Below are 12,834 nucleotides of genomic sequence, written 5' to 3' on the forward strand. Positions count from 1 at the left end.
TACTCTCATTCAAAGGTGACAAAGATATGATAGAGGAAAGCGATAATTGAGATGGAAAATGAAAAAGCGAGCTCCGAAAAGCTCGTTTTTAGAGGGGCTAATTTATTTGGTGTTAGTCGAATCGAAAATTTTGTCTGCGTTACCTTCAATAAAACTATCAAACAACATTCCGTTAGGTTGGACGTGGCGAAGAGCAAACTCGTAGAAACAACTCGGAATAGTTTTTTGGGTGCCGTTTGCAAAGGTATAAATAATTTTATCTGCCATAGTAGAAGATTGTTCTAGGAAAGACGCTGGTGTTCCTTTTACTAATCCTCCTGCCTCATTTAAAGCGTAACCTTCATCGTGCAATAGGGAATTGACGGATTCTATGGTTGGGAATTTTTTTAAGTGATTGATGCTGACAGTAAAATGGTTTGCTTGTAAGCCCATGGTTGATAACCAAGCAGCGTATTCACTGTGTTTCGATAATATTAAGTATTCTTCTTCTGTTGGTGTTTCCCATAATTTACCTGCCCAAAAAATGGCAGGACTTCGCACAGTATCTGCTGGGATTTGAGCGATAAACTTGCCAATAATGTCTTGGCAGGTTTGAGGCAATTCTTCGACTAACAATTCAGATAAAAATATTTTTGGTGAGTCAGCATCGGTTTCGTGTTTATAACAACGGGCTTTTAGGTGTTTACTCTCAAAACGAAAAGCACCGTAAGCTTCGTAACCTATGGCCTTGAGTTGAGGTTCTAATTTTGCCAATGAGATGGGGGAATTATTGAAGGTACGAAACGCGACGTGATCGTTTAATACGGTTTCCCCATGGCTTTCAAACAATTGTTGAATACGCTGAGCCTGTGGCGTGATTTGAGTGTAACTGTTCCATAAAGCACTAAAAAAATCAGAAGGAGTCATAGGGTTTCCAGCATAAATTATTGTCAATAAAGATTGCACTCACTCTAGTGTAATTATGATGTATGACGCAAAAGATATATAAGCATTATGTGATTCATAAATTGCATGCGACGGAGAATGATTAAGAGCATTATATTTGTCGTAATGAATGCCTCTTTCTGGTGCGGAAGTTGTTTTAACAGGTTGGGAATACTGGCAATATAGGATAGAGTTATTACCTTCTTTTTTGATTTATGAGCAACGTCTAGATGCGCCGTTATATTCCATCGTCTACTGCTTTAAAATGCTTTGAAGCGTCCGTTCGACATCTAAGTTTTACTAAGGCGGCAGAAGAGTTATATCTGACTCAAAGTGCGGTTAGCCGTCAGATTCGTAATCTAGAAGAATTCTTATCTCGTGATTTGTTTATTCGATTAAACAAACGTCTAGTGTTGACCGGAACGGGAGCCGCTTATTACAAAGAGGTTGTGCCTTTACTGGACGGCATGGAAAACGCGTGTTTGCGTATGTTGCATCGAGAAGACGAAAAAACCACCTTAACTATTTCCGCTTTACCCACACTTGCTTCATATTGGCTAATGCCTCACCTTGCTGAATTTCAGCTGCTTCATCCGCAATTTCAAATCAAGGTTCGTTCTTTGGGCGATGCCGCCAAAATCGATTCAGAAAACATTGATATTATTTTGCATTATGGTGGTGATCATTGGCCTAGAGCTGTGTCTCATCAGTTAATGCGAGAAAATGTCGTGGCGGTTTGTTCTCCATCCTTGCTAGAACGAGTTGGCGGAAAAGGGGATAAACAATGGGAACCTGAAGATGTTACTTCTTTTCCGTTTTTACATTTATCTTCGCGTATTAATGCTTGGCCAGATTGGATGGTTTCTCAAGGCTTAGAAAGTGGTTCTTTTGCCGGAGCTTCGTTTGCCCACTTTCATATGGTTCTTGAAGCGGCTAAAAATGGTATGGGGCTTGCGATTCTACCCACGGTTCTAGCAACGCGTAGCTTACAAATGGGCGAGCTGGTGGCACCGTTTGGGAAACAAGTATCAACGCCTCATGAGTACCTTTTATCATATCCAGCAGATAAGGCAGATTTAGAACAAGTGGTTGTTTTTCGAGATTGGTTATTGGCAAAACAGAAATTATCATAAGCAAAATTAATAGTCTGAATAGGCACGGACTCTGTAACAAAATTACAAGCCTGTGTTAGTATCAAGTGATAATCATGATTAGTTTACGGGATAGATTAATATGAACAAAAAGACAACAGCGCTCTTCATCCTTGACGGTTGGGGTTACAGTGAAACATCGACATCTAATGCCATTGCCGCGGCGAATACACCAAACTGGGATGCGCTTTGGAATAATAATCCTCATGCCTTGATTAAAACATCAGGCTTGGCTGTTGGTTTACCTGAAGGTCAAATGGGTAATTCTGAAGTTGGACACATGAATTTAGGTGCTGGTCGTGTGGTTTACCAAAATTTTACTCGTATTGGTAAAGCGATTGATGACGGTACGTTTTTTGAAAACGAAGCCCTAGTTAATGCGGTTGATAAAGCGGTTGCTGCAAACAAAGCGGTTCATATTTTAGGTCTACTTTCTGATGGCGGTGTTCACAGCCATCATGAACAAATCATGGCAATGTGCGAATTGGCTGTAAAACGTGGCGCGAAAGCAGTTTATGTTCATGGTTTTACGGATGGCCGAGACACACCACCACGTTCCGCAAAAACACCGACTGCGGCACTGGAAGCAAAACTAGCAGAACTGGGTGTCGGTAAGATCGCGACACTAACGGGTCGCTACTACGCAATGGATCGTGATAATCGTTGGGATCGGGTTCAAACTGCCTATGATGCAATCGTGTTAGGTAAAGGACAGTTCCAAGCTAATACTGCGGAAGAGGCGATTCAAGCGGCTTACGACCGTGATGAAAACGACGAATTTGTTAAAGCCAGTGTGATTGGTGAACCTGTGCCATTACAAGACGGTGATGCCGTTATTTTTGCTAACTTCCGTCCTGATCGTGCTCGTCAATTAACAAGAGCTTTCACCGACGCTGGATTTGATGGCTTTGAACGCGTGGCTTATCCAAAATTAGCCTCGTTTGTTACTTTTACTGAATTTGCTTCCAATATTGCAGCAGACGTGGCTTTCCCACCTGTTGCTTTAAGTAATACGCTGGGTGAAGTGCTTGCGAAAGCGGGTAAAAAACAACTTCGTATCGCAGAAACCGAAAAGTACGCTCATGTAACGTTTTTCTTTAACGGTGGTGAAGAGGCTTTGTTTGAAGGCGAAGAGCGCGAGTTGATTCCCTCTCCGAATGTTGCGACTTACGATCTTAAACCAGAAATGAGCGCACCTGAAGTAACGGATAAACTGGTTGAAGTTATCGAAGCGGGTAAATACGATACGATTATTTGTAACTTTGCGAATGGCGACATGGTTGGTCACAGCGGCATTTTTGACGCTGCAGTAAAAGCCGTTGAAGCGGTAGACGCTTGTTTAGGCCGTATTGTTGAAGCTTTAAAAGTAAACGGTGGTCAGTGTTTGGTTACGGCGGATCACGGTAATGTGGAACAAATGTTGAGCGAAGACGGCTCACAACCATTGACCTCTCATACGATTGGTCCTGTTCCTTTGGTTTTGCTAACACCGACTCAGGGTTTAGGTATAAAAGAAGGTGCTTTATGTGACCTTGCACCTACTTTGTTGGATATGATGGGAATGGAAAAACCGGCTGAAATGACTGGCGTAAGCTTGCTTACGAAAGCGTGAGGTTAGGATGACCTTGATTTTTCGTTATCTATTGGTGTGTTTATTCCTGCTGCCCAGCCTTGGTTGGTCAGCAGGAGCGCCGCAAACACCAGAAGAAGCCAAACAACAAATTCAAGCCTTACAAAAAGATTTGAAAAAGCTCAATACTTGGCTGAAGGACGTTAAATCTGAGCGATCTGATGTGGAAAAACAGCTTGAAGGACAAGACAAAGAAATTCAAAAGTTGTTAAGAAAAATCCAAGAAACTCAGGAAAGCTTAAAAAAAGGAGAGAAGCAGCTTGGCTCATTAAGAGTGCAGCAGCGGTCTCTTCAGTTAAGCATTCAACAGCAGAACGAACAAATAGCCGCCCAACTTAGGGCGGTTTATCGTTCCGGTGATGAAGAAAGTATTAAGCTATTATTGAATGGCGATAACTCGGAAGATTCGGAACGTTTGGTGCAATACAATCGGTATTTTTCAAATGCCAGACAGTCTTTGATAAATGGTTTTGTTAATGAAGTCAGCGATTTAAATTTAGTCGAAAAAAGCATTCGAAGCCATCGGGCTCAGCAAGCGAGGGAGGAGGTTTTGTTGAAGGAAGAGCGTACGCGTCTTGCTAGCCAACAAGTAGAGCGCCGTAGCTTATTAGCGAAATTAGACCAAGATTTAGCGCAAGGCGATAAGCGTTCTCAGCAGTTAAAAAAAGATCAGCAGAATTTACAGGAAATGCTTCAACGTTTAGAGCAGGTACTTGCTGATGTTCAAATTCCAGATCAAGATGTTCCTTTTGCCTCTCAACGTGGAAAGTTAGCTCGTCCTCTAAAAACGCTTTCAACATTGCCTACTGATGGCAGTGTTAATTTAGGTGGTGTGACATTAAGAGCACGAGAAGGTGATTCTGTTCATGCGATTTATCAAGGGCGAGTGGTTTTTTCAGACTGGTTGCGAGGCTTTGGTTTCTTACTGATCGTAGATCATGGCGATGGTTATATGTCACTGTATGGATATAACCAAAGTTTATTGAAAGACGTAGGGGAATGGGTGACCGCAAATGATGTGGTCGCTATGGTTGGAAGTTCTGGTGGTCGACCGGATCCTGCTTTATTCTTTGCTATTCGTCATAACGGTACACCATTAAAACCGCTGTCTTGGGTGGCGGGTTAACTTACACTACTTGAATCGTTTCACTGACTAAAATAGTCACACTAAAAAGTGATAGGAATAAACATGATCAGTTCTTTACGTCAGAAAACTCTTCTTTTCGTTATTACATTATTGCCGCAACTTGCTTTATCTGCAGAGCCTCAAGGCGAGGGTACCTTGCCCACTGCTGAGATACAGTCTTTCGTTGAGATTTTTGAAACGATTCGTGAAGGTTACGTGGAAGTTTTGTCGGACGAAGATATTGTAAAAAAAGCTTTAAAAGGTATGGTTTCAGGGCTTGATCCACATTCAGAGTACTTTACGAAAGATGAATTGGTAGATTTCAATGAACTGACATCAGGGAACTACGCTGGCATAGGTGTTGAGGTTGAACTAAGAGACGGTAATCTTGTTATCGTGACACCAGTTGATGGTTCTGCAGCCTCAGAAGCTGGAATCTTGCCAGGTGATGTGGTCATCAGAATTGACAGTACTCTTATTACAGGTCTTGGAATGCAAGACATTGTTTTGCTGATGCGTGGTGAAGTGGGTACTAAAGTAGCGCTTGATGTTGAGCGAGATGGCGAAGTTAAACACTATGAATTGACGCGCCGTTTGGTTGAAGAAGAAAGTGTGTCTAAAAAATGGTTAGATGGCAACATTGCTTATTTTCGTATTAGTCAGTTCCAAGGCGATAGTGGTGTAGAGTTCTATAAAGCGATTGATGAAATTAAGCAAGAGCATCCAATAGACGGTGTTGTATTGGATTTGCGTAATAATCCAGGTGGCGTGTTACAAAGCGCTGTCGCCATCGTCGATGCTTTTATTGATGAGGGTATGATCGTTTATACCAGTGGTCGTCATGACATTTCAAAAAGCCAGTTTGTTGCGTCAAAAGGCAATACCAAGCTCGCTACAGTTCCAGTCGTGGTGCTTGTTAATGAAGGGTCTGCTTCGGCGTCTGAAATTGTTGCTGGCGCATTGCAGGATCATGGTCGTGCAATTATTTTGGGAGCAGAGACGTTTGGTAAAGGCTCGGTTCAAACGGTAGTTCCTTTGTCTAATGGCGATGCCGTGAAATTAACAACTGCACTGTATTACACGCCTAATGGTCGTTCGATACAGGCGCAAGGCATTACGCCTGATCTGGTGATTCCTCAAGCCACACTTACTTTTAATAAAGGCCAGTTTTTTGTCAAAGAAGCCGAGTTGAAAGGTCATTTGGGTAATGGCACGGGGGGAGAAGAGCGAACCAGTGCTGATGTGGCATTAGACCTTAGTGAGTTAGCAAAAACGGATTTCCAGCTATTTCAAGCGGTAAGTATTCTAAAAACGTTACCTAAACTAATCCAAAAACAGTAAAAGAGTTTGTTAATAGATATGTTTTCTATGATTAAGGCTGAGTTTAATTTAGGTAAAAATATTTTCACGATAGGTTTGTTCATCACTGGACTACTTGTGATGAGTTTGCCTGTACTGGCAAGCGAAAAGCCAAATAAAACGAATAGCGTTCTTGATATATATAAAGATGTGCTCGTTACTCAGCAAGATGTCATTTTACCCAATAGCTTAGGCCCAGTTGTTGGCGAGCAAAGCCAGTCAATCTTATTGGGGCAGTCTATATTAGAGGGTAATAAGCCTTGGGTTCCGGCAATCGTTCCTTTCTTAGATTCGCTGCCGAGCGATGAACCCCATAAAACGTCTGAAAAAAACCATTATCTAGACTCTCAATTCGATAAAAAAAAGAAACTTCCTTCGAAAATATTAGCGGTTGATGTGCATCCTAAAATGGCTAAAATCGCCATATTGATCGATGATCTAGGCTACAACCGACATGGTATGGAGTCTTCCTTAGCGTTACCTACAGAAGTTGCATTGGCGATTTTACCTGAGACGCCTTTTGCCCGACAAACGGCATTAACAGCTCAAAAACAAAAGCGCATTACCTTACTTCATGCACCCATGGAAAATCAGCGCGCATTAAAATTAGGGCCTGGTGGTTTATATGCAAAAATGACAGAGCAAGAATTAAAGACAAGATTACAGGATAGTTTAGACGGGTTACCTGGAATACAAGGCGTTAATAATCATATGGGAAGCTTGTTAACGACAAAATCTGATTCGATGAAGTGGGTTATGGAAGTACTAAAAGGCCGATCACTTTTCTTTATTGATAGTTTAACCAGCCCAAAAAGTGTGGCGGAAAAGACCGCTCAAGAACATGGTTTGAAAACTGTTAGTCGAGATGTTTTCTTGGATAATATACGCACAGAGCAAGCGATTGATAGGCAATTTTCTCGTTTGCTTAAATTAGCTAAGAAGCACGGAAGTGTTTTGGCAATAGGACACCCTTATCCGGAAACTATGGCTTATCTTCAAAAGCGTCTTAACCATTTAGAAGAGGATGGTGTTCGCCTTGTTCCTTTGTCTAGTGTTCTTCTCTCTCCTCCTGAAGTAAATTAAATACGTATAAATAAGCATGACCAGCAGCGCTTATTAATCCCTCGCTTTGCTTTATACACAGAGCGATATGTCGATTCATTTCTTTTTGTGAATAAGTTGTGCTCTTTTGCACAGATTGGCTGTGTATTAGGCTCTGAAAAGAGTGTCGGTGACAATGTCTCGAACTTGTGAAGGTTGAGATGCTTTCCCTAGAGACGCATCAAAAATAGCGTCAATGTTATCTCCAAAGTAAATATTTATTTCGTCGATACTCATCGCTGGTGGAAGGCCTGCAGGGTTAGCTGATGTTGATACAATGACACCTTGAAACGCTTTGCAAAGACGTTGAACTGACGCATGTTGTGATAGGCGTATGGCAACACTTTCGTGTTCACCTCTGACCCAGCTTGGAGTGATTTCAGTATCAGGCACAACCCAAGATGTGGGTGTATCACTTTTGCTTATCAGGCGCTGTTTTGCATCGTCATCAAGTAATGACAGCCAAGGCGCCAATTCTTTTTCTTCGCCCGCAACAAGAATAAGCCCTTTGTATTCAGGGCGTGATTTGAGTTCTAAAATTCGTCTGACAGCTTTCTCATTATATGGGTCACAGCCTAATCCCCAAACCGCTTCGGTTGGGTAAGCAATAACGCCACCTTGTTTTAGAATATGGGCAAGTTCTGATTCAGAAGTAATAAGACGCATAAGAAACGTTACGCTGCTAGAAAATAGAGAGAAATGGATTGTAGCGAGATTTTACAGGTGGAGCCAGTAGACGATATTGGCCGAATGAATCATTCAGCCAATATGAAGAAATACTTTATACACAACAATAATTAAACGAATAAGAATAAGTTAATAAAAGTGTGTTTATTGCATAGAATTAATTTTTTCTTTGATTTCAGCAATTTTGCTATTAACCACTTTTTCCAAGTGCTCAAGCTCTTTTACTAAATCGTCTTTTGATGCTTTTGTAGCATGCTGTTTGCCAACAATTTGTTCAAGTTCTTCCATTGCTCGTAACACAATTAGAGAAGGCTCTTGAACTTGTCGATATGTCTGTTGACCGCCATCAGCAAGTACGGTTTTTGTTGCACGACCAAACTTAAATTTTTTGCTTTTAGGCAGCAAAGAGCCTTTTTCACGACGGTAATAAATTTTTAATACATCATGACCGTTTTCATAACGTAACGTAAATTTTTCTATGTCCTGTATGCTTGTGACGCCCATGGACTGAAGAGTTGGATGCATAACTTTTTCCCGTTTACTAGTAATCGATTAATTAATAGACTTCAATTAGTAGGGGATTGTGGCCCTAAATGCAAGCCAAAAATAATAGAAAGTTAAGATAGCGCAGCTAACCGATAAATAAGCTTACCTGCACTCTATCTTTTCTATTCGATATTATTAATCTTCATCTTGCTCAGCGTGATCGATATTTAACTCTTTGATTTTCCGAGTTAATGTATTTCGCCCCCAACCTAATAGCAACGAAGCATCTCTACGGCGACCACCGGTATGGGCCAATGCCGTTTCGATCATGATACGTTCAAATTTAGGAACAGCTTGATCGAGTATGCCTTTTTGTCCTGAAGCCAACGCACTATCGACCCAGTTTTTCAGAGCTTCTTCCCAAGATGCGAAAGGTTGCTCATGTGGAACGGCTGCAAGTAATTCAGGTGGTAAATCTTCGACCAATACTTCACGGCCAGATGCCATGACGATTAACCATCGACACGTATTTTCTAGCTGTCGAACATTACCTGGCCACTCAAGTTGCGTCAGGTAGTTTTCTGTTTCTTTCGTCAAGATTTTCGGCTCAACGGCGAGTTCATCCGCGGCACGGCTTAAGAAGTGACGAGCCAATTTCGGAATGTCTTCACGACGTTCTGCCAACTTAGGCAAATGAATACGGATTACGTTTAGGCGGTGAAATAAATCTTCACGGAAAGAGCCTTTTTTAACCAAGTCTTCTAAGTTTTGGTGAGTCGCGGCAATAATACGTACATCCACTTTAACCGCTGTATGTCCACCAACGCGATAAAATTCACCATCTGCCAACACACGTAATAGACGAGTTTGTGTTTCTGCTGGCATATCACCAATTTCATCCAAGAAAAGAGTGCCGCCATTCGCCTGTTCAAAACGTCCGCGTCGTTGAGTATTGGCACCAGTAAAGGCGCCTTTTTCATGGCCGAATAGTTCTGATTCGATTAGATCATGCGGAATAGCCGCCATGTTTAAAGCGATAAACGGATTAGCTGCGCGAGGGCTGTGAGTATGAAGTGCTTGTGCAACGAGCTCTTTACCTGTGCCGGATTCGCCATTAATCAATACAGTAATGTTTGAGTTGGCAAGTCGGCCAATTGCACGGAAAACTTCCTGCATTGCTGGTGCTTCACCGATGATTTCTTTGTCTACTTCTGGCTCAGCGGTTTCTTCAACCATGTCTTCAGTGCTTGGTCGAGCGTTTTTGTGGTGCAGCATAGCTCGTTTAACTAGGCTGACGGCTTCTTCTACATCAAATGGCTTAGGTAAATATTCAAATGCTCCGCCTTGATATGAGGCAACCGCGCTTTCTAGATCTGAATGTGCCGTCATGATAATGACAGGCAAATAAGGGTGATCTGTTTGCAGTTTTTCTAAGAGCTCTAAACCATCCATACCTGGCATGCGAATGTCGCTGATAATGGCACTTGGTTGCTCTTTATTAAGCATGTTAACGAGGTTTTCTGCTGAATCAAACAGACGACATTGAATGCCTTCTTGTTCTAACGTTTTTTCTAATACCCAGCGAATAGATCTATCGTCGTCTACAATCCATACCGTTTCTTCTGGTGTCATGAGTGTTTCTCCTGTTCTTGGACTGTCGTCTCAATGGGAATTAATATGTTAAATTCGGTTTTTTCAGGGTAGCTATTACACTCAATAATTCCGTGATGTTGATGTATTACGGATTGAGCAATGGAAAGACCTAAGCCTGTTCCATCAGCACGCCCACTCACCATTGGGTAAAATAGTGTTTTCAAAATCGCGTCAGGTATGCCTGGTCCGTTATCAATAATGCTGACTTTACAGACTAAACGATGCCTTTTTGAACCTATGGTAAATTGGCGTAATGAGCGAGTAACTATACGTATGGTCTTGTGTTGATTTTCCTCATCTTCCATGAGAGCTTGCATTGCGTTTCGAGTAATATTAAGCAGTGCTTGTATAAGCTGAGATTCGTCACCAACTAAATCTGGAATGCTAGGGTCGTAATCTCGAATGAGTTTAATTTGGTTGTTGGTTTCAACTGAAATCAGCTGCCTTACTCGTTCGATAACTTTATGTATGTTCAATGGTTTAATTTTTGGAAGCTGTCTTGGCCCCAATAAACGATCCACTAAATCCCGTAGACGATCCGATTCTTCAATGATGACTTGAGTGTAATCATTCAGCGCTTCGTCTGTAAAAGCGCGACTAATTAATTGCGCTGCACCACGAATGCCACCCAATGGGTTTTTAATTTCATGAGCGAGACCACGCACCAATTCTTTGCTTGATTCATGGTTTGCTATGATTTCATCTTCTTGTGAGATGCGTTTCATTCTGTCTCGTGGGTATAACTCTATGATGATACTTTCCGTGTCATTAGACGTTCCCATGACAGGTGTTACTGTGTAATCACAAAATAGTTTTTTACCGTTACTGCGTTCAATTTCGGCTTCTCGTTTGGTAAACGGATGACCTGATTCAATTGCGGAATATAAAGCTTCGATGCTATTTTCGTTTTCGCGAAAAGCGGCGCCCAGGTCATTGCCATAAATTCGACGGCGGCTGACCGCGAGCAACATTTCAGCGGCCGGATTTAAATATTCGATCTCAAGCTTGTCGTTCAATTGAAGGACGGCGGTAGATAAATGGTCGATTAATAAGCTATACACAGCATGTGCCTCTCTGATTGACTCCTGCTTTTTGTCATTCCCCATTGCGGTTGCAAAAAACGAACCAACATTGGGCACAGTGAAATGGTTTGTTTGTTAGGTTTTTGGTTGGAAATAAAATCTAATTCGCACAATTATAGTGCATCTAAGTGTTGTTGGCTTTTTTAGTGCAAAAAAAAGCCCCGATTAATCTCGGGGCTTTCGACTTCGAATTACTTTATAGCAGTCTAAATATTAAACGCTGTAGTAAAGTTCGAACTCAAGTGGTGTTGTCGTCATTGCAACACGCTGCGCTTCGCCTGCTTTAAGTTCGATGTATGCATCGATCATATCGTCAGAGAATACGCCACCTTGAGTCAAGAATGCGCGATCTTCGTCTAGACACTTAAGCGCTTCTTCTAGGCTAGCAGCAACTTGAGGAATCGCTGCTGCTTCTTCTGCAGGAAGGTCATATAGATCTTTGTCTGCTGCATCGCCAGGATGAATCTTGTTTTTGATACCGTCAAGGCCTGCCATCAACATAGCTGCAAAAGCTAGGTATGGGTTGGCGGTTGGATCAGGGAAACGAGCTTCAATACGCTTGCCTTTAGGGCTTGCAACGTATGGGATACGGATAGAAGCGGAACGGTTACGAGCTGAGTAAGCCAACATAACTGGTGCTTCGAAACCTGGAACAAGACGCTTGTATGAGTTAGTTGAAGCATTTGTGAAAGCATTCAACGCTTTAGCGTGCTTGATGATACCACCGATGTAGAAAAGCGCCATTTCAGATAGGCCAGCATACAAATCACCAGCGAATTGGTTTTCGCCGTCTTTCCAGAAAGATTGGTGTACGTGCATGCCAGAACCATTATCGCCAACGATTGGTTTAGGCATGAAAGTCGCTGTTTTTCCGTAAGCATGAGCCACGTTATGGACACAATACTTCATGATCTGAACTTCATCGGCTTTTTTAACTAGAGTGTTAAATTTAGCACCGATTTCGTTTTGACCAGCTGTTGCAACTTCATGGTGATGAACTTCGATTACTAAGCCCATTGTTTCCATTGCGCCACACATTGCGCCACGAAGGTCGTGATGAGAATCGACTGGTGGTACAGGGAAGTAACCGCCTTTAACGAAAGGACGGTGGCCCATGTTGCCGCCTTCAATTTTCTTGTTAGAAGACCAAGCCGCTTCTTCAGCGTTGATTTCTACAGAGCTACCAGACATGTCTGTTTTCCAGCGAACGTCATCAAAGATGAAAAATTCAGGCTCTGGACCAAAGAATGCTGTATCACCAAGGCCTGACGCTTTAAGAAACTCTTCTGCGCGTAGAGCAACAGAGCGTGGGTCACGGTCATAGCCCTGCATAGTAGCAGGCTCGATGATGTTACAGCGAAGAATAACAGTAGCTTCTTCAGTAAACGGATCGATGATACAAGTATCGTCCTGTGGCATCATGATCATGTCGGATTCATTAATGCCTTTCCAGCCAGCGATGGATGAACCATCAAACATCTGACCAGTTTCAAAAAATTCTTCGTCTACCGTAATAGCTGGAATAGATACGTGTTGTTCTTTACCTTTAAAATCAGTAAAGCGAAGGTCAACCCACTTCGCGTCATGCTCAGCAATCAAGGCAAGGGTCTTGTTTGACATAGTTGTTCTCCAGTC

At 42.2% G+C, this 12,834-nt stretch carries 11 protein-coding genes; 5 read left to right on the forward strand and 6 right to left on the reverse strand.

The features are described 5' to 3' along the window. Nucleotides 1-102: 102 nt before the first annotated feature. Nucleotides 103-906 carry a DUF1338 domain-containing protein gene (locus MUS1_RS02595; RefSeq protein WP_036158643.1) on the reverse strand — a complete coding sequence of 268 codons (804 nt, stop codon included), beginning with the start codon at nucleotides 904-906 and terminating at the stop codon, nucleotides 103-105. A gap of 248 nt (nucleotides 907-1,154) precedes the next feature. Here MUS1_RS02595 and MUS1_RS02600 point away from each other — a divergent pair, with 248 nt between their 5' ends. The 5 genes from MUS1_RS02600 to MUS1_RS15630 all read left to right on the forward strand — a co-directional run bounded on the left by MUS1_RS02600 (nucleotide 1,155) and on the right by MUS1_RS15630 (nucleotide 7,273). Continuing rightward, entirely contained in the window at nucleotides 1,155-2,057 is a 903-nt protein-coding gene (locus tag MUS1_RS02600) for a LysR substrate-binding domain-containing protein (protein ID WP_036158646.1), read from the forward strand. Nucleotides 2,058-2,157: 100 nt separating this feature from the next. Further along, on the forward strand, nucleotides 2,158-3,687 hold the full coding sequence (gene gpmI / locus MUS1_RS02605; RefSeq protein WP_036158649.1) for a 2,3-bisphosphoglycerate-independent phosphoglycerate mutase: 1,530 nt from the start codon (nucleotides 2,158-2,160) through the stop codon (nucleotides 3,685-3,687). A gap of 7 nt (nucleotides 3,688-3,694) precedes the next feature. Beyond that, on the forward strand, nucleotides 3,695-4,831 hold the full coding sequence (locus tag MUS1_RS02610) for a murein hydrolase activator EnvC family protein (RefSeq protein WP_036158652.1): 1,137 nt from the start codon (nucleotides 3,695-3,697) through the stop codon (nucleotides 4,829-4,831). A 63-nt stretch (nucleotides 4,832-4,894) separates the two neighbouring features. Continuing rightward, nucleotides 4,895-6,172 carry a S41 family peptidase gene (locus tag MUS1_RS02615; protein ID WP_036158655.1) on the forward strand — a complete coding sequence of 426 codons (1,278 nt, stop codon included), beginning with the start codon at nucleotides 4,895-4,897 and terminating at the stop codon, nucleotides 6,170-6,172. 18 nt (nucleotides 6,173-6,190) lie between these two features. Further along, on the forward strand, nucleotides 6,191-7,273 hold the full coding sequence (locus tag MUS1_RS15630; protein WP_051436056.1) for a divergent polysaccharide deacetylase family protein: 1,083 nt from the start codon (nucleotides 6,191-6,193) through the stop codon (nucleotides 7,271-7,273). Nucleotides 7,274-7,399: 126 nt separating this feature from the next. On the opposite strand, the gene tsaC is transcribed toward MUS1_RS15630, so the two are convergent. The 5 genes from tsaC to glnA form a co-directional block, all read right to left on the reverse strand. Further along, complete coding sequence (gene tsaC / locus MUS1_RS02625; RefSeq protein WP_036158658.1) at nucleotides 7,400-7,957, reverse strand: L-threonylcarbamoyladenylate synthase type 1 TsaC; 558 nt, start codon at nucleotides 7,955-7,957, stop codon at nucleotides 7,400-7,402. Nucleotides 7,958-8,122: 165 nt separating this feature from the next. Beyond that, nucleotides 8,123-8,503 (reverse strand): DUF3461 family protein, encoded by a 381-nt coding sequence (locus MUS1_RS02630; RefSeq protein WP_036158661.1) that lies wholly within the window; start codon nucleotides 8,501-8,503, stop codon nucleotides 8,123-8,125. Between the two features lie 156 nt (nucleotides 8,504-8,659). Beyond that, entirely contained in the window at nucleotides 8,660-10,096 is a 1,437-nt protein-coding gene (gene ntrC / locus MUS1_RS02635; protein WP_036158664.1) for a nitrogen regulation protein NR(I), read from the reverse strand. Then, complete coding sequence (gene glnL / locus MUS1_RS02640) at nucleotides 10,093-11,178, reverse strand: nitrogen regulation protein NR(II) (protein ID WP_036158667.1); 1,086 nt, start codon at nucleotides 11,176-11,178, stop codon at nucleotides 10,093-10,095. The genes ntrC and glnL overlap by 4 nt, the downstream gene beginning before the upstream one ends. A gap of 234 nt (nucleotides 11,179-11,412) precedes the next feature. Further along, the gene (gene glnA / locus MUS1_RS02645) at nucleotides 11,413-12,819 is read right to left on the reverse strand and encodes a glutamate--ammonia ligase (RefSeq protein WP_036158670.1); all 1,407 of its coding nucleotides are present in this window, start codon (nucleotides 12,817-12,819) and stop codon (nucleotides 11,413-11,415) included. Nucleotides 12,820-12,834 lie beyond the last annotated feature (15 nt).

The organism is Marinomonas ushuaiensis DSM 15871, from assembly GCF_000521805.1.
GTDB classification, from domain to species: Bacteria; Pseudomonadota; Gammaproteobacteria; order Pseudomonadales; family Marinomonadaceae; genus Marinomonas; species Marinomonas ushuaiensis.

Bases quoted from the DNA above. Each gene is read 5' to 3' on its own strand.
- MUS1_RS02595 (WP_036158643.1), bottom strand. From the start codon at position 906: ATGACTCCTTCTGATTTTTTTAGTGCTTTATGGAACAGTTACACTCAA.
- MUS1_RS02600 (WP_036158646.1), top strand. From the start codon at position 1,155: ATGCGCCGTTATATTCCATCGTCTACTGCTTTAAAATGCTTTGAAGCG.
- gpmI (WP_036158649.1), top strand. From the start codon at position 2,158: ATGAACAAAAAGACAACAGCGCTCTTCATCCTTGACGGTTGGGGTTAC.
- MUS1_RS02610 (WP_036158652.1), top strand. From the start codon at position 3,695: ATGACCTTGATTTTTCGTTATCTATTGGTGTGTTTATTCCTGCTGCCC.
- MUS1_RS02615 (WP_036158655.1), top strand. From the start codon at position 4,895: ATGATCAGTTCTTTACGTCAGAAAACTCTTCTTTTCGTTATTACATTA.
- MUS1_RS15630 (WP_051436056.1), top strand. From the start codon at position 6,191: ATGTTTTCTATGATTAAGGCTGAGTTTAATTTAGGTAAAAATATTTTC.
- tsaC (WP_036158658.1), bottom strand. From the start codon at position 7,957: ATGCGTCTTATTACTTCTGAATCAGAACTTGCCCATATTCTAAAACAA.
- MUS1_RS02630 (WP_036158661.1), bottom strand. From the start codon at position 8,503: ATGCATCCAACTCTTCAGTCCATGGGCGTCACAAGCATACAGGACATA.
- ntrC (WP_036158664.1), bottom strand. From the start codon at position 10,096: ATGACACCAGAAGAAACGGTATGGATTGTAGACGACGATAGATCTATT.
- glnA (WP_036158670.1), bottom strand. From the start codon at position 12,819: ATGTCAAACAAGACCCTTGCCTTGATTGCTGAGCATGACGCGAAGTGG.